Origin of the sequence: Pseudarthrobacter sulfonivorans, from assembly GCF_024391045.1 — a bacterium.
Lineage (GTDB): Bacteria > Actinomycetota > Actinomycetes > Actinomycetales > Micrococcaceae > Arthrobacter > Arthrobacter sulfonivorans_B.
On the sequence record NZ_JANFCZ010000020.1, the window covers coordinates 21945 to 45940 of the forward strand.

Here is a 23996-nt window from a genome sequence, read left to right on the forward strand (position 1 = left end):
GTAACGTTTTTTCCATGCCTCACAATTCCGTCACCATCCCTGCCCTTGGTACGCTCCTCACCGCCATGGTCACGCCCTTCACCAAGGACGGCGCCGTGGACTACCGGCAGGCGGCGGAACTGGCCACCAAGCTCGTTGATGAGGGCTGCGACGGCCTCGTGGTCACCGGGACCACCGGAGAAACGTCCACCCTGTCCGACGAAGAAAACCTTGGCATGTTCCGAGCCGTCAAGGAGGCCGTGGGGGACCGCGCCGCCATCATTGCCGGCACCGGAACCAATGACACCGCACACTCGGTACACCTTTCCCAGCAGGCGGCCGCGCTCGGCGTCGATGGCCTGCTGCTTGTCACGCCCTACTACAACAAGCCCAGCCAGGCCGGCGTCCGCGCACACTTCGAAACCGTCGCGTCCTCCACCGACGTGCCCGTCATGCTCTATGACATTCCGGGCCGCTCCTCCATTCCCATCGAGCCCGAGACCATGATTCGCCTGGCGCAGCACCCGAACATCGTCGCGGTCAAGGATGCAAAAGCCGATTTCATGGCCGCCAGCCGCGTGATGGCAGAGACGGACCTGGACTTCTACTCAGGCGATGACGGCCTGATCCTGCCCTGGATGTCCCTGGGCGCCGTCGGGCTGGTGGGCGTGACAACCCACGTGGCCACGCGCCGCTTCCGCGAGCTGATCGACGCCGTCAACGCGAACGATCTGGAGACCGCACGCAAGATCAACTTTGGGCTGCTCCCAATCGTTCGGGCCACGATGACCCGCGTCCAGGGAGCCGTTGCAGCCAAACAAATTCTTAAATGGCAGGGAGTCCTGCCCAACTCGATTGTCCGTTTGCCCCTCGTGGAGCCGGACGAAGCCGAGATCGAAACCATCCGCGAGGACTTGGCGGAAGCGGGGCTGGTCTTTTCCTGAGGCTAAGACCGGCACCCTTCCGCCTGGAAAGTAGTGCACTATGACCCAAACCGCCCTTCCCGGCCTTGTCACGCCGCCGCGCCTGCCGAACGGCACCCTCCGCATTGTTCCGCTTGGCGGGCTGGGGGAAATCGGCCGGAACATGGCCGTGTTCGAGATCGACGGGAAGCTGCTGATCGTCGACTGCGGTGTCCTCTTCCCGGAGGAAACCCAGCCCGGCGTTGACCTGATCCTGCCTGATTTCTCCTACATCGAGGACCGGCTGGACGACGTCGTGGCCGTTATCCTGACCCACGGCCACGAGGACCACATCGGTGCCGTTCCCTACCTCCTGCGGCTCCGCGCGGACATCCCCCTGGTGGGCTCGCAACTGACGCTTGCCCTGATCGAGGCCAAGCTGCAGGAGCACCGGATCCGTCCCTACACTCTCACGGTTGAAGAAGGCCAGATCGAGAAATTCGGCCCGTTTGAGTGCGAATTCGTCGCCGTCAACCACTCCATCCCGGACGCACTTGCAGTGTTCCTCCGCACTGCCGGCGGCACCGTGCTGCACACGGGTGACTTCAAGATGGACCAGCTGCCCCTGGACGGCCGCATCACCGACCTCCGTCACTTCGCCAAACTCGGCGAAGAGGGCGTCGACCTCTTTATGTCCGATTCCACCAACGCGGACGTGCCCGGGTTCACCACTGCCGAAAAGGAAATCGGCCCCACTCTGGAGCGGCTCTTCGGCCAGGCCACCAAGCGCATCATTGTGGCCTCCTTCTCCTCGCACGTGCACCGCGTCCAGCAGGTGCTGGACGCCGCGGCCAAGCACAACCGCAAGGTGGCCTTCGTGGGCCGCTCCATGGTCCGCAACATGGCCATCGCGGCAAAGCTCGGCTACCTCGACGTGCCCGACGGCCTCCTGGTGGACATCAAGAACATCGACAACCTCCCGGACAACCGTGTGGTGCTGATGTCCACCGGATCGCAGGGCGAACCGATGGCTGCCCTGTCCCGCATGGCCAACGGCGACCACCGCGTTGTAGTGGGCGACGGCGACACCGTGATCCTGGCTTCCAGCCTGATCCCCGGCAACGAGAACGCCGTGTTCCGGATTATCAACGGCCTGCTCAAACTCGGCGCGGACGTCATCCACAAGGGCAACGCGAAGGTCCACGTTTCGGGACACGCAGCCGCCGGCGAACTGCTGTACTGCTACAACATCCTTGAGCCGCTCAATGCCATGCCCGTGCACGGCGAGACCCGGCACCTGATCGCCAACGGCAAGATCGCCATCGAGTCCGGCGTTCCCACGGCCAGTGTCATCCTGGCGGACAACGGCACCGTCATCGACCTCAAGGATCACCGGGCCGACGTAGTGGGCCAGGTCGAAGTGGGCTTTGTCTACGTGGACGGCTCCAGCGTCGGCGAGGTCACGGAAGCTGACCTCAAGGACCGCCAGACCCTCGGCGATGAGGGTTTCATCTCCATCATCACGGTCATTCACCGCGCCACCGGCAAGGTGGTCTCGGGACCGGAGATCCACGCCCGCGGTGTGGCCGAGGACGATTCCGTCTTTGACGAAATCATCCCCAAGATCAACGCCGCACTGGAAGAAGCCGTGCTCAACCGCACGGATCACACCACGCACCAGCTCCAGCAGGTAGTACGGCGTGTGGTGGGCACCTGGGTCAACCGCAAGCTGCGCCGCAAGCCCATGATCATCCCCGTGGTCCTCGAGGCGTAACCCGCCCATCGGTGACACTGCTGCCCCTGCGGGAGCCCGAAAGGCCCGGTTCTTCGGAACCGGGCCTTTCGCTGTTCCCGGACACCGGTTTGAGGGCGCAGGGAGGCAACATGGAAGCCCCGGATCCGCCGGAAATCCGCGGAAAACCGGACCAGTTCCGGTACCGTGGCACGTATGGCCACTCGTACTACCCCCGCGCCCAAAGGCACCGCCCGCGGCAGCAACACCGCCAAATCCGGCAGCTCCGCGGGCCGCGGCGCAGGCGCAGGCAGCTCCAGGAGCGGCGCCGGCAGCCGGACGGGAACTTCCGCCGGCACTGCACGCACCCGCCAGGTTCCCGCCGTCGAACAGCGGCAGTCCTGGCTCCTTCGGGTGGTGGGTGGCGCGTGGCTCGGCGTAGGGCACCTGGTCGGCGGGGGAGTCCGCAGGATCGGCTCCGACGTCAGCGACCTGCCTGCCGAGGAGCGCCGCGACGGCGCCGCCCTGTTCAACCTGGCGCTGGGTGTCTTCATAGCAACCTTCGCCTGGTGGGGGATGACTGGCTGGTTTCCCGACGCCGTCTACAGTGTGGTCAACGGCACCTTCGGCTGGATGTCGCTGGTGTTGCCACTGATGCTCTTTGCTTGTGCGTTCCGGCTGTTCCGGCAGCCCGACGACGGCCGCGGAAACAACCGGGTGGGGATCGGCTTCCTCATCATGACCTTCGCGGGCTGCGGGCTCGCGCACGTGCTGGGCGGACAACCCACCGTCGCCGAAGGCTTCGACGGCCTCCGCCAGGCAGGCGGCATGCTCGGTTTCCTGGCGGCGACCCCGCTTGCCGCCATCCACCCCGCCGTGCCTGTGGTGCTTTACGGCGTCTTGGCCTTCATCTCCCTGCTGATCATCACCGCCACACCCTTCGGGGCCATTCCGCGCCGGCTCCGCGCCGCCTACGAACACCTGATGGGCATCGACCTGCACGAACCGGGCGACGCCGGGGACCGCCACGACCGCAGCTACCTGGAGGAAACGCGCGCAGCAGCCGCACCGAAGAACAAAAAGAAGCGGCGCTTCTTCGGCAAGGATGAAGACTCCGACGCCCGTCTGGAAGGCTATGTCGGGGACGAGGCCTTCGAGCACGCGGTCATCGATGACGAGGACGCCGAAGCCGAAAAAGCAGGCCGGGGACCCCGTCCTGCGCCCGGAGTGCGGCGCCCCACCCAGGCGGAGATCGCCGTCGAAAAGATCAAGGCCGCCCAAGGCCTCGGCGGCGCCGGACACAGCCCGGCGGAGAACGCCACCGAGGCCATTCCGCTGGTCACCCCTGGTATGGTGGCCGCCGGCTCGCTCAACGCTCCCGCCGTCAGCCCGCAGGTGCCGGCCAACCCCGTCGCCCCCGCGCCGTTGCCCACGCCCATCCCGCAGCGGACTGAGCAGCTTTCACTCGCCGGTGACGTCACCTACACCCTGCCGTCCTCCGACGTCCTGACCCCGGGCTCCATCCCCAAGGAACGCACGGAGGCCAACGACGCCGTCGTCGCCGCACTCACCGACACACTCCAGCAGTTCAACGTAGACGCCACGGTGACCGGCTTCAGCCGCGGGCCCACCGTGACCCGATACGAGATCGAACTGGCGTCGGGAACCAAAGTGGAGCGGGTCACCGCCCTGTCCAAGAACATTTCCTACGCGGTCGCCTCCAGCGACGTCCGGATCCTCAGCCCGATTCCGGGTAAGTCCGCCATCGGCATCGAGATCCCCAACACCGACCGTGAAACCGTCTCACTCGGCGATGTCCTCAGGAGCCAGAACGCACGGCGGACCGAACACCCCATGGTCATGGGCGTCGGAAAGGACGTCGAGGGCGGATACGTCGTGGCCAACCTGGCCAAGATGCCCCACCTGCTCGTCGCGGGAGCCACCGGCGCGGGTAAATCGTCCTTCGTGAACTCCATGATCACCTCCATCCTGATGCGGGCCACCCCCGATGAGGTACGCATGGTTATGGTGGACCCCAAACGCGTGGAGCTGACGGCCTACGAGGGGGTCCCGCACCTCATCACGCCCATCATTACCAACCCGAAGAAGGCGGCCGAGGCCCTGCAGTGGGTGGTCCGGGAAATGGACGCCCGCTACGACGACCTCGCCAACTACGGGTTCAAGCACATTGACGACTTCAACAAGGCGGTCCGGGCCGGCAAAGTCATCCCGCCCGAAGGATCCAAACGGGTCATCCGGCCCTACCCGTACCTGCTGGTGATCGTGGATGAGCTCGCCGACCTCATGATGGTGGCACCCCGCGACGTGGAAGACTCGATTGTCCGGATCACCCAGCTGGCACGTGCCGCCGGCATCCACCTGGTCCTGGCCACCCAGCGGCCGTCCGTGGACGTCGTGACCGGCCTGATCAAGGCCAACGTGCCCTCCCGCATGGCGTTTGCCACCTCCTCGGTCACCGACTCCCGGGTGGTGCTCGACCAGCCCGGTGCGGAGAAGCTCATCGGCCAGGGTGACGCGCTGTTCCTGCCGATGGGTGCTTCCAAGGCCATGCGTGTGCAGGGAGCCTGGGTCACCGAGTCGGAAATCCACAAGGTGGTGGAACACGTCAAGGGACAGCTCAAGGCCGTCTACCGCGATGACGTAGCGCCCGAGGCGCAAAAGAAGCAGGTCGACGACGACATCGGGGACGATCTCGATGTACTGCTGCAGGCCACCGAACTCGTGGTCACCACCCAGTTCGGTTCCACCTCGATGCTGCAGCGCAAGCTCCGTGTCGGTTTCGCTAAGGCCGGCCGGCTGATGGACCTGCTGGAGTCCAGGGGAGTGGTTGGCCCCTCCGAAGGATCCAAGGCACGCGACGTCCTCGTCAAACCTGACGATCTCGCCGCCGTACTGGCAGCCATGAACGGTCAGGATGCACCGGCTGTTGCGGATGCCCACACCGCGGCGCTCAGTGACAACGCCAACGCCAACATCAGCCAGGGCGGCTACGCGGAAGACCTGGTCCAGGCGGACCTGGACCAGCGGAGCCAGAACGCTGAATACTTCGACGGCGCCGACGGCGGCGGTGACGACGAGGACGGCTCCGAGGACGCCTGGTCACTCACCGGGCGGTAGCCCAAAGAATGTAGCCTAGGAGGGTGACTAGCACCGAAGCAACTGCCGCCGGCTCCAGCAGCTCAGGGATCTGGAATCTACCCAACATCCTCACCATGCTGCGGATCGCACTCGTGCCGTTCTTCGTTTGGTTCCTCGTCCTTGACGCTCCCGGGCTGCGCAGCGAGTCCGGTCCGTGGCGCTGGGCGGCGGTGCTGGCGTTCTCCGTCGCCATCTACACGGACAAGCTCGACGGCGACATCGCCAGGAGCCGCGGGCTCGTCACCAATTTCGGCAAAATCGCCGATCCCATCGCCGATAAGCTCCTGATCGGCTCTGCGCTCGTTATGTTGTGCGTCCTCGGTCAGCTGCCGTGGTGGGTCACCATAGTGATCCTTGTTCGGGAGTGGGGGATTACGGCACTTCGCTTCTGGGTCATCCGCTACGGCGTTATTCCGGCATCGCGCGGCGGCAAACTCAAGACCGTGGTACAGACTGCCGCGATCTTCCTTTACCTGCTGCCGCTGGGCGCGCTGGCTCCCTGGCTGGTGTGGGTGGCCTTCGGTGTCATGATGGTGGCAGTACTCATCACAGTGTGGACCGGCGTCGACTATGTGGTGGAAGCCCTGCGTCTGCGGGCGCAGGGAAAGCGGTCCCGCAACACAACGCCCGGTACCTAGGAGCTGACGTGACAAATCTTCATCATCTGGCGGAGCAGGCAGTCAGGAGTGCTTTGGAGGCGGGGCGGACTGTCGCGGCTGCGGAGTCACTTACTGCCGGGATGGTCACCGCCGTCCTGGCCGATACTGCCGGCGCCTCGGGCATGCTGCAAGGCGGGGTGGTGGCATACCAGAACTCCGTGAAAGTTGAGGTCCTGGGTGTTTCCGCCGAACTGCTGGCCGCGGTCGGCTCGGTGGACGGCGACGTCGCTGCGGCCATGGCCACGGGTGTGCGGTCCGCGCTGCGCGCCGACATTGGGGTCGCCACCACAGGGGTGGCCGGCCCCGAAGAACACGACGGCAAGGCTGTGGGCACTGTCTTCATCGGCATTGCAACAGCCGAAGGAGCCTTCGGTTACCAGTACAGCTTCACCGGCAACCGCGCCGATATCCGCGGGCAGGCATGCGGTGCAGCACTGGAAAAGCTGCTGAGTGTCCTGTCTACCTGATGGCCTCCACCTTGCAAGCTACCGGGAGTAAAGTTGCCGGGAACAAATCCCCGGACCTATTAGTTATTACATTGTGTCGCTTTGGAAGAGCCGAGGCGCCTAGGATAAATACCAACTCCGGTTTTCCACGGTGAACCGGACATATGAAGGAGCAATGCGATACAGATGGTAAAGCAGCCCGTATCCGTAAACGGCGTTGTCCGCTGGAAGGATGTGGGCCTCGCCGATCAGGCTAAGAGCGAACAGAAGGAGCGCAAAATGGTTGTACTTCGCCACGAAATCGGTGATGTCCTGCGCGATGTCCGCCAGCGCCAGGGGCGTACGCTCCGCGAAGTGTCGCACAGTGCCCGCGTATCGCTGGGCTACCTCAGCGAAGTGGAGCGGGGCCAGAAGGAAGCCTCATCCGAGCTCCTGTCGTCGATCTGCTCCGCCCTGGACGTCCCGTTGTCCATCATGCTCCGTGAAGTCAGCGACCGTGTAGCCGTCGCCGAAGGCGTTGCAGTTCCGGACACCGTCCCCCAGGAATTCTCACAGCGCTATGGCCGCGATCTTGACCGGGACCTCAACGCTGAACTCACGAACGAACTCACCACAGGCCTCCTCTCCGGCGCACGCTAAGCCGGCCCGCAGGGGCCCTGCACAACACCAGCAAAGCCTCCGGCCAGCGGCCGGAGGCTTTGCTGTGCGCTGCCACGTGCTGGTGCTCGGCTACGTGGCGGTGGTGCCCGTCCGGTACGGTCCACCGCCACGGGCGCCCGGCTCTTTGCCGAGGACGTCCAGGTCGAAGACCGCGTTGAGCTTTGCCATGTAGTCGGCCAGCGTCTGCAGTTCCTCCACCGGCCATTCCCCCAAACGCTCCCGGAAGTCCTGGCGGCGTGCGTCCTGGACCTGATGCATCCTTTCCTCACCCTTTTCGGTGAGGCGGATCGACTGCGCACGCCCGTCCAGCGGGTCCGCCTCCTTGGAGACCAGCCCGATGCCTTCCAGGAAGGCGATTTGGCGGCTGACCGACGGCTTGCCCACGCCAATGTTCTGGGCCAGATCGGTCAAACGGATGGGGCCTTCACGCCGGATAACCGCCAACAGGCCGTAGGCGGACGGCTCCATGTCCGGATGGACCTGACGCGAGAGCTGCTGGGAGATTGAACGCGAACGGCGCCAAAAAAGGCTGATCTGATGTTCCACCGTGTTGAGCGTTTCGTCGAGGGTGTCCCCGCCCGAAACTGTGTCGGGAGCGACTGCATCAGCAGGTGCTCCTGCTGGGGGGCCATCGGCTGGGTTGCTCATGGCAACAATTCTAGGGTCCGGGATCATGAGAGACTCTATTGGTGCGGATCAGTGACTATTGGCGGCTAATGGACGACGAATTTGGCGCCGGCTACTCCAGGGTCCTGAGCAGCACCCTGGTTTTGGCCGGCGTGGGGGGACGCACTGCAGATGAAGCCCTCCGGTCCGGCGTGAGCCCCAGGAACGTCTGGCTCGCCATGTGCGACGTGCAGGACGTTCCGCCCGAGCGGCGCTTGGGCCGTGACGTCAAGCCCCGGGACTGAGCGCTTGCGTCTGAACCCCCGCGACTGAGCGCTTGCGTCTGAACCCCCGCGACTGACCTGCTAAACGATGCGCGTGCTTCCTTCCGGCTGACACGCCGCGGGATCTGTTCGAATATCTGTTCGGGTAAAGCTATGCTTTTTGTAGTGGGTTATCCACATACGCGATGTCGCCCGGCCTGAATGTCGGAGGGTGCCATTAGCGTCAGAGATGACCAATAAAGGCCGCTGAGGCCACTCCAAAGCGAGAAAGCATTAGAGGTGTGAACCATGGCGGCAGCCCCGGATCGTGAAAAAGCGCTGGAAGCAGCGCTGGCCCAGATCGACAAGCAGTTCGGCAAAGGATCGGTCATGCGCCTGGGGGACGAAGTCCGTGCCCCCATCGAGGTCATCCCCACCGGTTCCATCGCCCTGGACGTGGCACTGGGAATCGGCGGCCTGCCCCGTGGCCGCGTCGTAGAGATCTACGGCCCGGAATCCTCGGGTAAAACCACCGTGGCCCTGCATGCGGTCGCAAACGCCCAGCGTCAGGGCGGCATCGCCGCGTTCATCGACGCCGAGCACGCCCTGGACCCGGAATACGCCGCCAAGCTCGGTGTCGACACGGACGCCCTCCTGGTCTCCCAGCCCGACACCGGTGAGCAGGCCCTGGAAATCATGGACATGCTGATCGGATCCGGCTCGCTGGATGTCATCGTCATCGACTCCGTAGCCGCCCTGGTGCCGCGAGCGGAAATTGAGGGCGATATGGGGGACAGCCACGTCGGCCTGCAGGCGCGCCTGATGAGCCAGGCGCTGCGTAAGATCACAGGCCGCCTGAGCCAGACCAAGACCACCGCCATCTTCATCAACCAGCTCCGTGAAAAGATCGGCGTCTTCTTCGGCTCCCCGGAGACCACCACCGGTGGTAAGGCCCTGAAGTTCTACGCCTCCATCCGCATCGACGTCCGCCGGATCCAGACCCTGAAGGAAGGCGCCGACTCCGTCGGTAACCGCACCAAAGCCAAGATCGTCAAGAACAAAATGGCGCCGCCCTTCAAGATCGCCGAGTTCGACATTATCTACGGCCAGGGAATTTCCCGTGAGGGCGGCATCATCGACATGGGCGTTGAGCACGGCATCATCAAGAAGTCCGGCTCATGGTTCACCTATGACGGCGACCAGCTTGGCCAGGGCATGGAAAACTCCCGCCGGTTCCTGCGCGACAACCCCGAACTGGCCGCTGAACTTGAGCGCCTCATCAAGGAGAAGCTGGGCGTGGGAGTCAAGCCCGCCGCGGACGAGTCCAAGGATTCGCCCAAGCTGAAGGCCGTCGACGGCTTTTAGGGTGACGGGTTCCAGGGTTGAAGAGTTTTAGGACCGTGCTTTCGAAGACGCCGCAGACTGATGGATGAGCGGGACCCCGCGGCAGGCACAGCGCGGCGCACGGGTACCGGGAGACGTACGGGCGCCGGCCGGCGGGGCAGCAGTGGATGGCACACCACGTCGGCCCCGGACGGACCCGATCCGGACTCGTCCGTCGCTGCGGACCCCGAGCCTGACCCGGCGTCCGTAGCACGGGCCATCGTCCTGCGGCAGTTGACCAGTTCGGCAAAAAGCCGGCAACAGCTTGCCCGCAAGCTAGCGGAACGGAACATCCCGGAGGACGTGGCCGAGGCCGTACTGGATCGTTTCCAGGAGGTCCGGCTGATTGACGACGCCGACTTCGCCGACATGTGGGTACGCAGCCGCTCGCAGTCGCGGAAACTGGCGAAGGGGGCGCTCCGCCGCGAGCTGGCAGACAGGGGCATCGACGCGGACACCACCGCGGCCGCGCTGGAGCAACTCTCCGATGCGGATGAGGAGGCGGCCGCCCGCCTGCTGGTGGAACGGAAGCTCCGCCCCGGCACCGAACTCTCCGACAGGGCAGACCGGGACAAGACCACCCGGCGCCTTGCCTCGATGCTCGCGAGGAAGGGCTACCAGCCCGCCCAGGCGTTCCGGGTGGTGGGTGAGGTCATCGACGCCCGCCTGGGCGATGGGGCAGCCGGTCACGGGTCCCGCCATGACGCCTACGACCCCGAGCCCTAGGCTGCCGGGACGGTGGCTCCGCTGAGCCGGTACCCTTAACGGGTGAGTTTGACCATTCCTTCCCCCGCATCCGGCACCGTCCCTTCCGCAGCCACAGGCGCACCGCAGGCTACAGGCGTCCCCAAAGCTTCTGGCGTCCCCAAAGCTTCTGGCGTCACCCAAGCTTCCGGCGAACCGCAGCCGCGCACCTATCAGGTGCGTACTTTTGGTTGCCAGATGAACGTCCATGATTCGGAGCGGATGGCCGGCATGCTTGAGGACGCCGGCTACGTGCCGTCCCAGGGCGAGCAGGCCGACGTGGTGGTGTTCAACACCTGCGCGGTGCGGGAGAACGCGGACAACAAGCTCTACGGCAACCTGGGGATGCTGGCGCCGGTGAAGGCGGCCAATCCGGGGATGCAGATCGCCGTGGGTGGTTGCCTGGCCCAGAAGGACCGCGAAACCATCCTCAAGAAGGCTCCCTGGGTGGATGCCGTCTTCGGCACCCACAACGTCGGTGCGCTGCCGGCGTTGCTGGACCGGGCCCGACACAACAACGAAGCCCAGTTGGAGATCCTCGAATCCCTGGATGTCTTCCCCTCCACGCTGCCCACCAAGCGGGACTCGGTCTACTCGGGCTGGGTGTCCATCTCGGTCGGCTGCAACAACACCTGCACGTTCTGCATCGTTCCGGCGCTGCGCGGCAAGGAGAAGGACCGGCGCCCCGGCGACATCCTGGCTGAAATCCAGGCACTCGTGGACGATGGCGCCATCGAAGTGACCCTGCTCGGGCAGAACGTCAACTCCTACGGGGTGGAATTCGGCGACAGGCAGGCCTTTTCAAAACTGCTGCGGGCATGTGGCGACATCCAGGGCCTGGAAAGGGTCAGGTTCACCAGCCCCCACCCCGCAGCCTTCACGGACGACGTCATTGACGCCATGGCCGAGACCCCCAACGTCATGCCGCAGCTGCACATGCCCCTGCAGTCCGGATCGGACAAGGTCCTGAAAGACATGAAGCGTTCCTACCGGTCCACCAAGTTCCTAGGCATCCTGGACAAGGTCCGGGAAAAGATCCCGCACGCTGCCATCTCCACCGATATCATCGTGGGTTTCCCCGGTGAAACGGAGGAGGACTTCCAGGCCACCCTCGATGTGGTGGAGAAATCGCGCTTCGCCACGGCCTTCACGTTCCAGTACTCGAAGCGTCCGGGCACTCCCGCGGCCGACCTGGCGGACCAGCTGCCCAAGGCCGTGGTCCAGGAACGCTTCGAGCGACTGACCGCGCTGCAGGACCGCATTGCCGCCGAAGAGAACGCCAAGCAGCTCGGACGCCGGGTGGAGGTCATGGTCACGGCCCAGTCAGGGCGAAAGGCGGATGAGACCCACCGGCTCTCCGGCCGGACCCAGGACCAGCGGCTGGTGCACTTCTCGGTTCCGGAGGGCGCCGAGTCACCACGTCCCGGAGACCTTGTCACTGTCAGCATCACCGAGGCCGCCGCCTTCCACCTCGTCGCGGACCCGGCACTGCAGGACTACAGCCTGCGTCGTTCCCGTGCCGGGGATGCCTGGGACAGGTCGCAGGCTGAGTCCTGCGGCGCTCCCGTACCGGGCACCGGCGACGGTCGCAAGGGCGTTTCGCTCGGGATGCCCTCGCTGCCCGTGCGCACTTCCTGATCCGTGGGCACCCCGCCCGTAATCGCCGTCGTTGGTCCCACCGGCTCGGGTAAGTCCGATCTTGCGGTGAGCCTTGCGCTCGAGCTGGATGGTGAGGTGATCAACGGCGATGCCATGCAGTTCTATCGGGGCATGGACATTGGTACCGCCAAGATCACCCTGGCCGAACGGCGCGGCGTGCCCCACCACCTCCTGGACACCCTGGACGTCACCGAGGAAGCCAGTGTTTCCGACTTCCAGCAGCAGGCCAGGGAGGTCATCGCGGGCATCCACGCCCGCGGCAAACGCGCAATCCTGGCTGGGGGGTCAGGCCTCTACGTGCGGGCAGCACTGGATGTTCTGGAGTTTCCGGGGACCGACCCCCTGGTGCGCCGCAGCCTGGAAGCCGAGCTTGAGCAATCCGGACCGGAAGCTCTCCTCGCCCGGCTCCGGGAAGTGGATCCCGTCTCCGCCGGCCGGGTCAGTGATGCCCGGCGCATCATCAGGGCACTGGAGGTGCACCAGCTCACTGGCAGGCCGTTCAGTTCGTTCATGCCCCAGCGGGAGTATTTCCAGCCGGCAGTGCACATCGGCCTGGCCGTGGACCGCGCGGCTCTCCGGGAACGGCTGGGCCTGCGCGTCCACAAAATGGTGGAACAGGGCCTGCTGGCGGAAGTGCGCCGGCTGGATGCGGCAGGACTGCGCACCGGCAAGACCGCGCCCCGTGCCCTGGGCTATGCCCAATTCCTTAAAGTGCTCGACGGCGTCTCAACCGTCGCGGAGGCAACCGAGGACACCATCGTCGCCACCCGTCAGTTTGCCCGGCGCCAACTCACCTGGTTCCGGGCAGACCCCCGCATCACCTGGCTGGACTGGCAGGCACCGGATCTGGTGGCCCAGGCCGCGGCACAGAGTGGCTGACAAGCGACGCGGCTGACAAAGCGACGCGGGTGATAACTGCACTGCGCGGCTGACAAAGGACGCGGCACTCAAGGCAACAAGCCCGCACACAGCAGCCGCCGCCGTCGGCCGTTTTAGCCGTTCAAAGCTCGGCCGGTAACCTAGGAGCATGGACGCAACCCCCGCAGAGACCACCGAGCCCGCCTACCGTTCGCTGGGCGGCCTCCGCTTCTCCAAGGGCCACGGCACGGGCAACGACTTTGTGCTCATCGCCGATCCGGACGGGGTCCACACCATCGACGCCGGCCAGGTTGCCGCCCTGTGCGACCGGCACCGCGGCATCGGCGGGGACGGCCTGATCAGGGCTGTTCCCTCCCGCTTCCTGTCCGAAGGCCGTGACCTGCTGCAAACCGTTCCGGAAGCGGAATGGTTTATGGACTACCGGAACGGTGACGGGTCGCTCTCGGAAATGTGCGGCAACGGTGTCCGCGTTTTCGTCCACTTCCTGCGGGCCGAAGGCTTGGTTGACCTGCCCGACGGCGGATCACTCACCATCGGTACGCGCGGCGGCGCCAAGACAGTTGTCCGGACCGGCGACAGCTACGCCGTGGACATGGGGCCGTGGGAGTTCATTTTTCCTGGCGAAGCGACAGCCAAGGCCATGGATTCCCTGGTGACCGCGGACGGCCTGGAAGTGCCCCGGCCGGCGCTCTCCGTCAGCATGGGCAACCCGCACACGGTGGTGGCATTAGCCGAACTGTCCGAGCTGGAAACCACCAGGCTCTACGACGCCCCGATTGTTGATCCGGTGCCAGCCCACGGCACCAACGTCGAATTCGTTGTGCCCGCCGAACCGCTCGTCCACAACGGCGTCGGCACCGTAACGATGCGGGTCCATGAGCGCGGCGTCGGCGAAACCCAGTCCTGCGGAACCGGCGCCTGCGCCGCAGCGGTAGCCATCCGGCACTGGGCCGGTGCTGAAGCGCCCGACTCCTGGCTGGTCAACGTGCCGGGCGGCGTGGTCGGCGTCAAGTTTTTTGTTGGCGCTGCCGGCCACGAGCACGTCGAACTCAGCGGTCCCGCGGTGATCGTGGCTACTGGGACGCTTTCCTGACCCGCAGGATCCGGAAGGATTTGGCGGTGCTTTCGCGGGTGACGGTGAGGGACCGGTCCAGTTCCGCGGCCAGCCAGCGCTGAAGCGAATCAGAGCCAAGATTTTTCTGGACCACCAGCCAAGCCGAGCCGCCGGGCGCCAGCCGGGGGAGCCACAGCTTGAGCAGGCTGTGCAGTTCGTCCTTGCCGATCCGGATGGGCGGGTTGGACCAGATGGTGTCGAACCGAAGGTCGGGGTCCACGGCGTCCGGGCTGCTGGCCGTCACGTTGCCCAGGCCCAGCAGGGCGGCGTTTTCGTTGGTCAGGGTGATGCACCGCTCATTAACATCCACGGCATACACCGCGGCATGCGGGGCGCGCAGCGCAAGCGTCAATGCAATGGGGCCCCAGCCGCAGCCGATGTCCAGGAGGTTGCCGGTGGGGGACGGTGCCGGGACTTCTGCCAGAAGGACTGCCGTTCCTTTGTCGATGCCGTCCGGGCTGAAAATCCCCGCCGAGGTCTGCAGCGTGCGCGTTGCGCCGGCCAGCTCCACCGTCAGGGGCTTGCGGGTGAACGGACCGGCGGGCGATGCGCTGAAATAGTGTGCGGACTCCATAACTGGCCAGATTAGTTGGCGGCGGTGAACAATGCGAAACGGAGCACGCGAAACTGAAGCATCCGGTTCTGCTAATCTTGAACCCATGTTCTTGATCTTCGAGTAGCCGGACCGGCGCTGCGCCTTGCGCAGCTGTCCGTCCCGAAGCCCGCGCCCACGGCGATGCAGGTATCTTCCTTCCGTCTGTGCACCACAGGCAGGTCTCCCACACCTGTCCTGCCGCAGGGCGAGCCTCGAGTGATCATCCCCCGGAACGGTCCCTCCCTTGAGATTGCCTGCGCCCTTTCCATCACTCGTCGCATCAGCTCTGATGCGACCCACCCGCCGCGCCCCGCTTTGAGCGGCCGGCGGGCAGGCCAGGAGGCCAGGATGACTGCAAGCCGTCAGCCCAGCGCGAATACTTCACCACGTTCCAACGAACGGCACTATTCTGAGAATGCCGAATCTTCAAAGGAGACCATGACCAGCCAGCCCAACACCGGTTCCGATCCAGCAGCCCAGGACATGAGTCCCGAGGAAATCCAGGCTGTTATCGACCGGATCCTCGCCAAGGACGTCCCGGCCAGGAACGCCAAAGCTGCCGACGGCGAGAAGGCCGTGTTTGGCAGGGCCCAGGCCATTTCCCGCCAGGACAACGAACATACAAGCTACGACGGCGACCAGCAGGACCTCGACGAACGCCGGGCCCTGCGGCGCGTGGCAGGCCTCTCCACGGAACTCGAGGACGTCACCGAAGTCGAGTACCGGCAGCTGCGGCTCGAAAGGGTGGTGCTGGCAGGTCTTTGGTCCGAGGGCACGCTCGCAGATGCAGAGAACTCCCTCCGCGAGCTCGCAGCCCTCGCCGAGACGGCGGGCTCGGAAGTGCTGGACGGACTGGTGCAGCGCCGTGCCAAACCTGACCCCGGCACATTCCTGGGCTCCGGCAAGGCCCAGGAGCTGAAGGAAATCGTCATGGCCACGGGTGCTGACACCGTGGTGGTCGATGCTGAACTGGCGCCGTCCCAGCGCCGCAGCCTTGAAGACATCGTCAAGGTCAAGGTCATTGACCGCACGGCCCTGATCCTGGACATCTTTGCCCAGCACGCCAAGAGCCGTGAAGGCAAAGCCCAGGTGGAGTTGGCGCAGCTTGAGTACCTCCTGCCGCGCCTGCGTGGCTGGGGTGAATCGATGTCCCGCCAGGCCGGTGGCCAGGTGGGTGGCGCCGGTGCCGGTATGGGTTCGCGTGGACCCGGTGAGACGAAGATCGAACTGGACCGCCGCCGGATCCGCACGCGCATGGCCAAACTGCGGCGGGAAATCGCCGCGATGAAGCCTGCCCGGGAAACGAAGCGGGCCAACCGTCGTCGTAATTCGGTGCCGTCTGTGGCAATCGCCGGGTACACGAACGCCGGAAAGTCATCGCTGCTCAACCGCCTCACAGACGCCGGCGTGCTGGTCGAGAACGCCCTGTTCGCCACGCTTGATCCCACGGTCCGCAAAGCAGAGACTGCTGACGGCCTGGGGTACACGCTGGCCGATACCGTGGGCTTTGTCCGGTCCCTGCCCACCCAGCTGGTGGAGGCCTTCCGCTCCACGTTGGAGGAAGTGGCTGACTCCGATCTGATCCTGCACGTGGTGGATGTTTCGCATCCCGACCCCGAAGGCCAGATCGCCGCCGTCCGCAAGGTCTTCAGCGAGGTTGACGCCCGCAACGTGCCCGAGATCATCGTCCTCAACAAGGCCGATGCTGCCGACCCGTTCGTGGTGGAGCGCCTCAAACAGCGTGAGCCGCGGCACGTGGTGGTGTCAGCCCGGACCGGTCAGGGGATCCCCGAGCTTCTTAAGGCCATCAGTGACGGGATTCCGCGGCCGGGCGTCAAGCTGGAGCTGCTGATCCCGTACGACCGCGGTGACCTGATCAGCAAGCTGCACGAGAGCGACGCCGAAATCCTCAGCCTCGATCATGTGGAACAGGGTACACGGGCTGTGGTGATGGTCCGCGAGGGCCTTGCGGCTGAACTGGAATCCTTCGTCAGCAATGACTGATTTGGTGGCAGGGGAGATCTCCGACACGGCCGGCGAGGAGTTCGTCATTGAACTGCTCGACCGTGCCGTGGCCGGAATGGGCGGTCAAAGCCGGGCCGGCCAGCACGAGATGGCCCGGCAGGTGGCCAAGGCCATCGAAACCGGCGATCACCTCCTGGTCCAGGCCGGCACCGGTACCGGCAAGTCACTGGCGTACCTCATCCCGCTGATTGCGCATTCGCTGGTCAGCGACAAGCCCACCCTGGTATCCACGGCAACCCTTGCTCTGCAGACCCAGATCGTGGGCCGGGACCTCCCCCGGCTGCTCAAAACCATCACGCCGGCACTGGACCGTCCCGTCAAGGTGGCGCTCGTCAAGGGCCGCTCCAACTATGTGTGCCGGCACAAGCTGGAGGGCGGGTTCCCCTCCGAGGAACCCGCCGAGGGCCAGCTCTTCTCCCTCGGCGAGGACACCAGCGTGCCGCACTTTGCCGCTGCCGTGGGTGGCCCGTCGTCGCAGCTGGGCAAGGAAGTGGTACGCCTTCGGGAATGGGCTGAAAAGACGGCCACGGGGGACCGCGACGAGCTCCTTCCCGGCGTAACAGACCGCGCCTGGCGGCAGGTGTCCGTCACGTCGATGGAATGCCTGGGCGCCCAGAAGTGCCCGATGGCGGCCGAATGCTTCAGCGAGCTGGCGCGCCACGATGCGGCCGAAGCCGATGTTGTGGTCACCAACCATGCCATGCTCGCCGTCAGCGCGTTTGAGGGCCTGGCTGTGCTGCCTGAATACGACGTTGTGGTGGTGGACGAGGCCCACGAACTGCAGGACCGGGTCACGGGCGCCGTGTCCGGGCAGTTGTCGGTGGCCATGGTGCACGCTGCGGCGGCGGGCGCCCGCAAGCACACCGCCATCACAGTTGACGCCCTGAATGCCGCTGCCGCCAACCTCGAACTCGCGCTGGTGGGGGTCCCGAACGGATTGCTGCCCAACGGGCTCAATGACGAACAGCTGGACTGCGTGGATCAGTTGCGGGAGGCGTGCCGGGCAGCCCTGTCAGATTCCAAGGGGGACGGCAGCCAAACGGCCGACGGCGGGCGGCAGCTGGCGCGGTCACGGCTGATGCTGATCCTGGAACTGTGTGAACGCCTCATCGTCGCCCGCGAGAACCGTGAAGTCGTCTGGTTTTCCCGCGCCAGTTCGTTCGACCCGCAGCAGGGCTACTCGCAGCCCGACGACTCTGCTCCGGCGTTGATCAACATCGCGCCGCTCAGCGTTGCCGGCAAGTTGCGCGAGGGGCTGTTCGCCGGTCACACCGTGGTCCTGACCTCGGCAACCCTGGCCATCGGCGCAGCGTTCGAACCGGCTGCCGGCGGCCTGGGACTGGTAGGGGAGGGTGCGCCCAGCTGGACCGGGATCGACGTCGGCTCGCCGTTCGACTATCCCAAACAGGGGATCCTCTATGTTGCCGGCCACCTGCCCAAGCCCGGGCGCGGAGCGTCCCCGGAATCGCTCGACGAGCTGGAGGCGCTGATCCGTGCTTCCGGCGGCGGAGCGTTGTGCCTCTTTTCGTCGCGCCGTGCCGCGGAGGAGGCGGCCGATGCGATGCGCCTCCGGCTCGGACTCAGCATTCTGTGCCAGGGCGACTCCACCATGACGGCGCTCGTGAAGCAGTTCGCTGACGAACCCGATACCTGCCTGTTCGGCACCATGTCCTTGTGGCAGGGCGTCGACGTTCCCGGTGGATCATGCCGGCTGGTGGTGATCGACCGCATTCCGTTCCCGCGGCCCGACGATCCGCTCATGACGGCCCGCTCCCGCGCCGTCGCGCAGTCCGGCGGGAACGGCTTCATGGCAGTCTCTGCCACGCACGCAGCCATCCGCCTGGCCCAGGGGGCAGGCCGGCTGATCCGGTCGACGGGGGACAAGGGAGTGGTGGCTGTGCTCGACTCACGCCTTGCCACCGAGCGCTACGCCGGTTTCCTGCGCGCAGCGCTGCCGCCGTTCTGGCCCACCACGGACCGGAAGACGGCGTTTGCGGCGCTCGAAAGGCTATCCGGGAAAAGCACCTGAGGCTTCGCGGCGCGCGTCTGGCCGTAGCTGCTGCCAGCCCGCGGCGAGGACCCGGCTACGAGGGCCTGGCTACGCGCACCTTGCTACAGCGACCGCAGTACCGAGACGACCTTGCCCATGATGGTGGCGTGATCCCCGAGGATTGGCTCGTACCGGGTGTTCTGCGGCAATAGCCAGGTGTGGCCATCACGCTGGCGGAAGGTCTTGACGGTGGCTTCGTCGTCCAACAGGGCCGCCACGATATCGCCGTTGGCGGCGTCGGCCTGCCGCCGGACCACCACCCAGTCGCCGTCGCAGATGGCGGCGTCCACCATGGAGTCGCCGGCGACGCGCAGCATAAACAGCTCACCCTGACCCACCAGTTGCCGCGGCAGGGGCATCACGTCCTCCACCACCTGGTCGGCAAGGATTGGCCCACCTGCAGCGATGCGCCCAACCAGCGGCACCATGGCAGTGTCCATGGCCGTGGGAAGTTCGGTGACTGTTCCGCCGACGCTGTGCAGGACTGCAGGCTTGGCCGAGGATCCGGCTTTGCCTGCACCGCCGTCCAGCGTCAGAGGCATGAGGACTTCCATGGCGCGCGGGCGTTTCGGGTCCCGGCGGAGGTAACCGAGCTTTTCCAGCTGGGAGAGCTGGTGGGTGACGCTCGAAAGGCTGGCCAGCCCAACGGTATCCCCGATCTCCCGCATGGACGGTGGGTACCCGTTGTCATTGACGGAACGCTGGATGGTTTCGAGGATTTTCTTCTGGCGGGCAGTGAGCCCCTTGGGGGTCCTCTGGGGCTGGCGGCCCTGCGGAGTCGCCTTGCCCTCGGCGGCTGGTGCTGCCATGTTCGCCAATGCCTTTCGGTTGCCCCGGTTCCGGTCCGGCCGTTATGCCGGAATGACCGGGCTGTTTAAATGTCAGACCCTGCTGATCAACTACACGAGTGGCTGATCCTTGATCCAAACGTAGGCCAGCCACATTGCTTTTTCAAACATTTGTTCTAGCGAGTCTCGACAATATTCGTTGATAAGTGCTAAAAATGGAGAAGCAAAGTTCGAATATGTGTTCTACTCGTTGCTAGCGGATTCGAATATCCGCACAGGCGGAGGCGTGAGCCTCAGTGCGATGGCGACGCGGAGGTCACGCCGGGCAGCACAGTATGGTCCAGGAGGGCTCATCTCATGTCAGCTATATCTGCTTCACAGGATTCCCGTCCGCAGTTCGCGTCCGTCGAGCATCTGACGTCGCGGCAACGCAAAGAATCCCTGCCGCCACTCCGTCTTACCCGCAGGGGGCGAGTTGTCCTTATTGGCATCCCGCTGGTCCTCCTGGCCGCGATCCTTCTGTCGCTGGTGGGATTCCTTACCGCTCCGGCGAAGGCCGCGGATTCCGCCGCGGACCTTTCCGTCACGCCCACCGTCACGGTGACGGTTCAGCCGGGACAGTCGCTGTGGGCCATCGCCGGCACGGCGGCACCGCAGCGGGACGCCCGCGACGTCATTGCGGACATCGTTCAACTGAACAACCTCACCGGCGGCGGCGTCGTGCCCGGCCAGCAACTCTTTGTCCCCACCCGCTAACTGCAGGGATAGACGTTTCAAGCGGTCAGGTCCGCCGCTGACCGTCACATTTTCCGGCCGTGTGCTTCGGAACTAAACTGTTCAGGTGAATGACCAGCTAGAGCGCCTGAACCGACTTCCCCTCCGGACCAACCTTCGCGGGCTCACCCCCTACGGTGCCCCCCAGTTGGACGTGCCCATCCTGCTGAACGTCAATGAGAATACCCATGGCGTCCCGGCGGATGTGCAGGCGGCCATCGCAGCGGCCGTAACCGAAGCGGCGTCAGGGCTCAACCGCTACCCGGACCGCGAGTTCACGGAACTCCGGGACGCGCTGGCCGAATACCTTGGTCATGGACTGGACGCCACCAACATCTGGGCCGCCAACGGGTCCAATGAAGTCCTCCAGCAGATCCTGCAGGCCTTCGGCGGGCCGGGACGTAAAGCCCTCGGGTTCCCGCCCACGTATTCCATGTACCCCTTGCTGGCCAGCGGCACCGACACCGAATACATCGTGGGCCAGCGCGCTGAAGATTACGGGCTGAGCGCCGAGTCAGCCGCCCTGCAGGTCAAGGAACTTCAGCCGAACATCGTTTTCCTTTGCTCGCCCAACAACCCCACCGGGACTGGTCTTGGCCTGGACGTGGTGGAGGCGGTGTACGCCGCCGGCGAGGCCAGCCAGACCATCGTGATCGTCGACGAGGCGTATCACGAATTCGCCCATGACGGCACGCCCAGCGCCCTGACCTTGCTGCCGGGCAGGGAGCGCCTGATCGTTTCCCGCACCATGAGCAAGGCGTTTGCCCTTGCCGGAGCGCGCCTCGGCTACATGGCGGCCGCAGCTGAAGTGACGGACGCCCTCCGACTGGTCCGGTTGCCGTACCACCTCTCGGCGATCACCCAGGCCACGGCCCTGGCGGCCCTGCACCACAGGACTGCCCTGATGGCGGACGTCCAGGACATCAAGGAACAGCGGGACCGCATTGTCTCGGAACTGACCCGGATGGGCCTCAAACCGGCGGCCTCGGATTCCAACTATGTCTTTTTCGGCGGGTTGGACAGCCCGCACGAGGTCTGGCAGCAGCTGCTGGATGCGGGCGTACTGATTCGTGATGTCGGCATCCCCGGCCACCTGCGGGTCACCGCGGGAACTGAGAGGGAGACCACAGCCTTCCTGACCTCCCTGGAGGGCATCCTGGCCGGCCAGGCCAAGCTCCCCGCCTAGACTTGAAGTACCGGCGCGCCCGCGCGCCCTAATACTCCTGCGTTATAAGGACCAGATGATCATGAGTTCCACCGGATTGAACGCTGCCGCGCCCCGGACCGCACGCATGGAGCGTGCCACCAGTGAGTCGTCAGTGCTCGTGGAGATCAACCTCGACGGGACGGGCGTATCGGACATCGACACGTCGGTCCCGTTCTACGACCACATGCTGACGGCGCTGTCCAAGCACTCGCTGATTGACATGACGGTCAAGGCCACCGGTGACATCCACATTGACGTCCACCACACGGTGGAGGACGTCGCCATTACCTTCGGCGAGGTGTTGCGCACCGCGCTGGGCAACAAGGCGGGCATCCGTCGGTTCGGCGAGGCCACGGTACCCCTCGACGAGGCCCTGGCAAACGCCGTCGTCGACGTCTCCGGACGCCCGTACCTGGTCCACGGCGGCGAGCCTGCCGGGCAGGAATACCACCTGATCGGCGGTCACTTTACAGGGTCCCTGACCCGTCACGTCTTCGAGGCCATCACACTGCACGCTGGAATCTGCCTGCACATGAACGTCATTGCCGGGCGCGACCCGCACCACATCGTCGAAGCGCAGTTCAAGGCCTTCGCCCGCGCCCTGCGTGCCGCCGTCGAACCCGACCCCCGCGTGGAGGGGATTCCGTCCACCAAGGGTGCCCTGTGACCGGCCAGATCCTCCGTGATGGCGCCGTCATCGATCCCGCCACGGGCAAGAAGCCGGTGTCGCCCGAAGGCAAACCCACCGTCACCGTCCTGGACTACGGTTCGGGCAACGTCCGCTCGGCGGTGCGTGCCCTCGAACGGGCCGGCGCCGAGGTCATCCTGAGCTCCAAGCCTGAAGACGTCCTGAATGCCGACGGCCTGGTGGTACCTGGCGTAGGTGCCTTTGAAACCGTGATGCGCGAACTCAAGGCTGTGGACGGCATCCGGCTGATCGGCCGGCGCGTAGCCGGCGGGCGTCCGGTCCTGGCCATCTGCGTGGGCCTGCAAGTGATGTTCGAAGCCGGTGTGGAGCACGGGACCGAAGCCGAAGGCATGGGGGAGTGGCCCGGCAAGGTGGAGCTCCTTCCGGCGGACGTTGTGCCGCACATGGGTTGGAACACCGTTCAGGTACCCGAAGGCTCAAAGCTTTTCGCCGGTGTCGAGAACGAGCGGTTCTACTTCGTCCACTCGTACGGTGTGCAGGACTGGAACTTCGATGTCATCCAGCCCCGGATGACCGCGCCGCTGGTGACGTGGTCCGAGCACGGCGCGCGCTTCATCGCTGCCGTGGAAAACGGCCCGCTCTGCGCCACCCAGTTCCACCCGGAAAAATCCGGCGACGCCGGTGCCCGGCTGCTGCACAACTGGGTGGACGGCCTGCGCAAACCGTCCGCCGCAGGTACCGCCTAGATGTGGTCCATCGTCCTCATGGGCCTCGCAGGCCTCCTGGTGGGAGGGGCGTTATCGTTCCGGCAGCAGCGCAAACCACTGTGGACTCAGATCAGTTTCTACGTCCTCGCCGGCATGTCACTGCTGGCGGCCTACCTGCTGACGCTTCCGGGCAACTAAGGGCCGGCGCACCACCGCACGATCCGTCTCCGCACTGCCAGAATCACAACATTGAAGAGGATTTGAGATGACCACCGCAACCGACCTGCCGATTCTTGAACTGCTGCCCGCCGTCGACGTCGTAAACGGCCAGGCCGTCCGGCTGGTCCAGGGGGAGGCCGGCAGCGAGACGAGCTACGGCACGCCGCTGGAGGCAGCCCTTAACTGGCAGCAGCAGGGCGCCGAGTGGGTGCACCTGGTGGATCTTGATGCTGCCTTCGGCCGCGGCTCCAACGCCAGCCTGCTCCGCGAAGTCGTAGGCCGGCTCGACATCAAGGTGGAGCTCTCCGGCGGCCTCCGGGATGACGAATCCCTCGAAGCGGCGCTGGACCTTGGCGTGGCCCGGGTCAACCTCGGTACGGCGGCGCTGGAGAACCCGGAATGGACCCGCAAGGCCATCGAACGTTTCGGTGACAAGATCGCCGTCGGCCTTGACGTCCGCGGAACAACGCTGGCGGGCCGGGGCTGGACCAAGGAAGGCGGCGACCTCTGGGAGGTTCTTGGCCGCCTCGAAGAGTCCGGTTGCGCCCGGTATGTGGTCACGGACGTCACCAAGGACGGCACCCTGCAGGGCCCCAACGTGGAGCTGCTCCGCCAGATGGTTGAGAAGACCGGCAAGCCGGTGGTGGCCTCGGGCGGCATCTCCAGCCTGGACGACCTCAAGGTACTTCGGTCGCTGGTGCCCCTGGGTGTGGAAGGGGCGATCGTGGGCAAGGCACTGTACGCCGGCGCGTTTACGCTGCCTGAAGCCCTCGACGTCGCCGGACGCCGCTAGCCGG

Annotated in this window: 23 protein-coding genes; 20 read left to right on the forward strand and 3 right to left on the reverse strand. The window is 65.4% G+C overall.

The annotated features are described in order from the left end of the window. The first annotated feature begins 14 nt into the window (after positions 1–14). The 6 genes from dapA (at position 15) to NQJ30_RS13500 (ending at position 7516) form a co-directional block, all read left to right on the forward strand. Positions 15–923, forward strand: coding sequence for a 4-hydroxy-tetrahydrodipicolinate synthase (gene dapA / locus NQJ30_RS13475; RefSeq protein ID WP_255770447.1), 909 nt, complete (start codon positions 15–17; stop codon positions 921–923). A gap of 40 nt (positions 924–963) precedes the next feature. Further along, positions 964–2655, forward strand: a complete 1692-nt coding sequence (locus NQJ30_RS13480; RefSeq protein ID WP_255770448.1) for a ribonuclease J — start codon at positions 964–966, stop codon at positions 2653–2655. A gap of 174 nt (positions 2656–2829) precedes the next feature. After that, positions 2830–5751, forward strand: a complete 2922-nt coding sequence (locus NQJ30_RS13485) for an FtsK/SpoIIIE family DNA translocase (protein ID WP_255770449.1) — start codon at positions 2830–2832, stop codon at positions 5749–5751. Positions 5752–5774: 23 nt separating this feature from the next. Next, positions 5775–6410 (forward strand): CDP-diacylglycerol--glycerol-3-phosphate 3-phosphatidyltransferase, encoded by a 636-nt coding sequence (pgsA, locus tag NQJ30_RS13490; protein ID WP_255770450.1) that lies wholly within the window; start codon positions 5775–5777, stop codon positions 6408–6410. Positions 6411–6418: 8 nt separating this feature from the next. After that, positions 6419–6898, forward strand: coding sequence for a CinA family protein (locus NQJ30_RS13495; RefSeq protein WP_255770451.1), 480 nt, complete (start codon positions 6419–6421; stop codon positions 6896–6898). A 165-nt stretch (positions 6899–7063) separates the two neighbouring features. Next, positions 7064–7516, forward strand: coding sequence for a helix-turn-helix domain-containing protein (locus tag NQJ30_RS13500; protein ID WP_255770452.1), 453 nt, complete (start codon positions 7064–7066; stop codon positions 7514–7516). A gap of 90 nt (positions 7517–7606) precedes the next feature. Here the strand turns inward: NQJ30_RS13500 and NQJ30_RS13505 are convergent, their stop codons facing one another. Then, positions 7607–8185 carry a MarR family winged helix-turn-helix transcriptional regulator gene (locus NQJ30_RS13505; RefSeq protein ID WP_255770453.1) on the reverse strand — a complete coding sequence of 193 codons (579 nt, stop codon included), beginning with the start codon at positions 8183–8185 and terminating at the stop codon, positions 7607–7609. Between the two features lie 41 nt (positions 8186–8226). On the opposite strand from NQJ30_RS13505, the gene NQJ30_RS13510 reads away from it, so the two are divergent. The 6 genes from NQJ30_RS13510 to dapF all read left to right on the forward strand — a co-directional run bounded on the left by NQJ30_RS13510 (position 8227) and on the right by dapF (position 14164). Then, positions 8227–8448 (forward strand): DUF3046 domain-containing protein, encoded by a 222-nt coding sequence (locus tag NQJ30_RS13510; RefSeq protein ID WP_374113266.1) that lies wholly within the window; start codon positions 8227–8229, stop codon positions 8446–8448. Between the two features lie 267 nt (positions 8449–8715). Continuing rightward, complete coding sequence (gene recA / locus NQJ30_RS13515; RefSeq protein ID WP_255770455.1) at positions 8716–9771, forward strand: recombinase RecA; 1056 nt, start codon at positions 8716–8718, stop codon at positions 9769–9771. Positions 9772–10008: 237 nt separating this feature from the next. Further along, positions 10009–10515, forward strand: coding sequence for a regulatory protein RecX (locus NQJ30_RS13520; protein ID WP_374113269.1), 507 nt, complete (start codon positions 10009–10011; stop codon positions 10513–10515). 195 nt (positions 10516–10710) lie between these two features. Then, the gene (gene miaB / locus NQJ30_RS13525) at positions 10711–12171 is read left to right on the forward strand and encodes a tRNA (N6-isopentenyl adenosine(37)-C2)-methylthiotransferase MiaB (RefSeq protein WP_374113270.1); all 1461 of its coding nucleotides are present in this window, start codon (positions 10711–10713) and stop codon (positions 12169–12171) included. Between the two features lie 3 nt (positions 12172–12174). Continuing rightward, positions 12175–13071 carry a tRNA (adenosine(37)-N6)-dimethylallyltransferase MiaA gene (miaA, locus tag NQJ30_RS13530; protein WP_255770458.1) on the forward strand — a complete coding sequence of 299 codons (897 nt, stop codon included), beginning with the start codon at positions 12175–12177 and terminating at the stop codon, positions 13069–13071. Positions 13072–13219: 148 nt separating this feature from the next. Further along, complete coding sequence (gene dapF, locus NQJ30_RS13535) at positions 13220–14164, forward strand: diaminopimelate epimerase (protein ID WP_255770459.1); 945 nt, start codon at positions 13220–13222, stop codon at positions 14162–14164. Here the strand turns inward: dapF and NQJ30_RS13540 are convergent. After that, positions 14145–14759, reverse strand: a complete 615-nt coding sequence (locus NQJ30_RS13540) for a class I SAM-dependent methyltransferase (RefSeq protein WP_255770460.1) — start codon at positions 14757–14759, stop codon at positions 14145–14147. The genes dapF and NQJ30_RS13540 overlap by 20 nt on opposite strands. A gap of 459 nt (positions 14760–15218) precedes the next feature. Between NQJ30_RS13540 and hflX the strand changes: the two genes are divergently transcribed. After that, positions 15219–16784, forward strand: coding sequence for a GTPase HflX (gene hflX, locus NQJ30_RS13545; RefSeq protein WP_255770461.1), 1566 nt, complete (start codon positions 15219–15221; stop codon positions 16782–16784). Beyond that, positions 16777–18834, forward strand: coding sequence for an ATP-dependent DNA helicase (locus tag NQJ30_RS13550; protein WP_255770463.1), 2058 nt, complete (start codon positions 16777–16779; stop codon positions 18832–18834). Before hflX ends, NQJ30_RS13550 begins: the two co-directional genes overlap by 8 nt. Before the next feature lie 83 nt (positions 18835–18917). Here NQJ30_RS13550 and lexA read toward each other — a convergent pair whose 3' ends face one another. Next, entirely contained in the window at positions 18918–19664 is a 747-nt protein-coding gene (lexA, locus tag NQJ30_RS13555) for a transcriptional repressor LexA (protein WP_255770464.1), read from the reverse strand. 336 nt (positions 19665–20000) lie between these two features. On the opposite strand from lexA, the gene NQJ30_RS13560 reads away from it, so the two are divergent. From NQJ30_RS13560 to priA, 6 genes are all read left to right on the forward strand, one after another. Next, positions 20001–20399 (forward strand): LysM peptidoglycan-binding domain-containing protein, encoded by a 399-nt coding sequence (locus tag NQJ30_RS13560; RefSeq protein WP_255770465.1) that lies wholly within the window; start codon positions 20001–20003, stop codon positions 20397–20399. A gap of 85 nt (positions 20400–20484) precedes the next feature. Further along, entirely contained in the window at positions 20485–21603 is a 1119-nt protein-coding gene (locus tag NQJ30_RS13565) for a histidinol-phosphate transaminase (RefSeq protein ID WP_255770466.1), read from the forward strand. A 61-nt stretch (positions 21604–21664) separates the two neighbouring features. Further along, complete coding sequence (gene hisB, locus NQJ30_RS13570; protein WP_255770467.1) at positions 21665–22291, forward strand: imidazoleglycerol-phosphate dehydratase HisB; 627 nt, start codon at positions 21665–21667, stop codon at positions 22289–22291. Then, positions 22288–23019 carry an imidazole glycerol phosphate synthase subunit HisH gene (hisH, locus tag NQJ30_RS13575; RefSeq protein ID WP_255770468.1) on the forward strand — a complete coding sequence of 244 codons (732 nt, stop codon included), beginning with the start codon at positions 22288–22290 and terminating at the stop codon, positions 23017–23019. Before hisB ends, hisH begins: the two co-directional genes overlap by 4 nt. Then, positions 23020–23178 carry a hypothetical protein gene (locus NQJ30_RS13580; protein ID WP_190988697.1) on the forward strand — a complete coding sequence of 53 codons (159 nt, stop codon included), beginning with the start codon at positions 23020–23022 and terminating at the stop codon, positions 23176–23178. A gap of 67 nt (positions 23179–23245) precedes the next feature. Next, positions 23246–23992: a bifunctional 1-(5-phosphoribosyl)-5-((5-phosphoribosylamino)methylideneamino)imidazole-4-carboxamide isomerase/phosphoribosylanthranilate isomerase PriA gene (priA, locus tag NQJ30_RS13585; protein ID WP_255770469.1), complete on the forward strand. Its 747-nt coding sequence runs from the start codon at positions 23246–23248 to the stop codon at positions 23990–23992. Positions 23993–23996 lie beyond the last annotated feature (4 nt).

Bases quoted from the DNA above. Each gene is read 5' to 3' on its own strand.
- NQJ30_RS13505 (WP_255770453.1), bottom strand. From the start codon at position 8,185: ATGAGCAACCCAGCCGATGGCCCCCCAGCAGGAGCACCTGCTGATGCA.
- lexA (WP_255770464.1), bottom strand. From the start codon at position 19,664: ATGGCAGCACCAGCCGCCGAGGGCAAGGCGACTCCGCAGGGCCGCCAG.
- dapA (WP_255770447.1), top strand. From the start codon at position 15: ATGCCTCACAATTCCGTCACCATCCCTGCCCTTGGTACGCTCCTCACC.
- recA (WP_255770455.1), top strand. From the start codon at position 8,716: ATGGCGGCAGCCCCGGATCGTGAAAAAGCGCTGGAAGCAGCGCTGGCC.
- hisB (WP_255770467.1), top strand. From the start codon at position 21,665: ATGAGTTCCACCGGATTGAACGCTGCCGCGCCCCGGACCGCACGCATG.
- NQJ30_RS13485 (WP_255770449.1), top strand. From the start codon at position 2,830: ATGGCCACTCGTACTACCCCCGCGCCCAAAGGCACCGCCCGCGGCAGC.
- NQJ30_RS13540 (WP_255770460.1), bottom strand. From the start codon at position 14,759: ATGGAGTCCGCACACTATTTCAGCGCATCGCCCGCCGGTCCGTTCACC.
- hflX (WP_255770461.1), top strand. From the start codon at position 15,219: ATGACCAGCCAGCCCAACACCGGTTCCGATCCAGCAGCCCAGGACATG.
- dapF (WP_255770459.1), top strand. From the start codon at position 13,220: ATGGACGCAACCCCCGCAGAGACCACCGAGCCCGCCTACCGTTCGCTG.
- NQJ30_RS13480 (WP_255770448.1), top strand. From the start codon at position 964: ATGACCCAAACCGCCCTTCCCGGCCTTGTCACGCCGCCGCGCCTGCCG.
- NQJ30_RS13550 (WP_255770463.1), top strand. From the start codon at position 16,777: ATGACTGATTTGGTGGCAGGGGAGATCTCCGACACGGCCGGCGAGGAG.
- NQJ30_RS13500 (WP_255770452.1), top strand. From the start codon at position 7,064: ATGGTAAAGCAGCCCGTATCCGTAAACGGCGTTGTCCGCTGGAAGGAT.
- NQJ30_RS13580 (WP_190988697.1), top strand. From the start codon at position 23,020: ATGTGGTCCATCGTCCTCATGGGCCTCGCAGGCCTCCTGGTGGGAGGG.
- priA (WP_255770469.1), top strand. From the start codon at position 23,246: ATGACCACCGCAACCGACCTGCCGATTCTTGAACTGCTGCCCGCCGTC.
- NQJ30_RS13560 (WP_255770465.1), top strand. From the start codon at position 20,001: ATGTCAGCTATATCTGCTTCACAGGATTCCCGTCCGCAGTTCGCGTCC.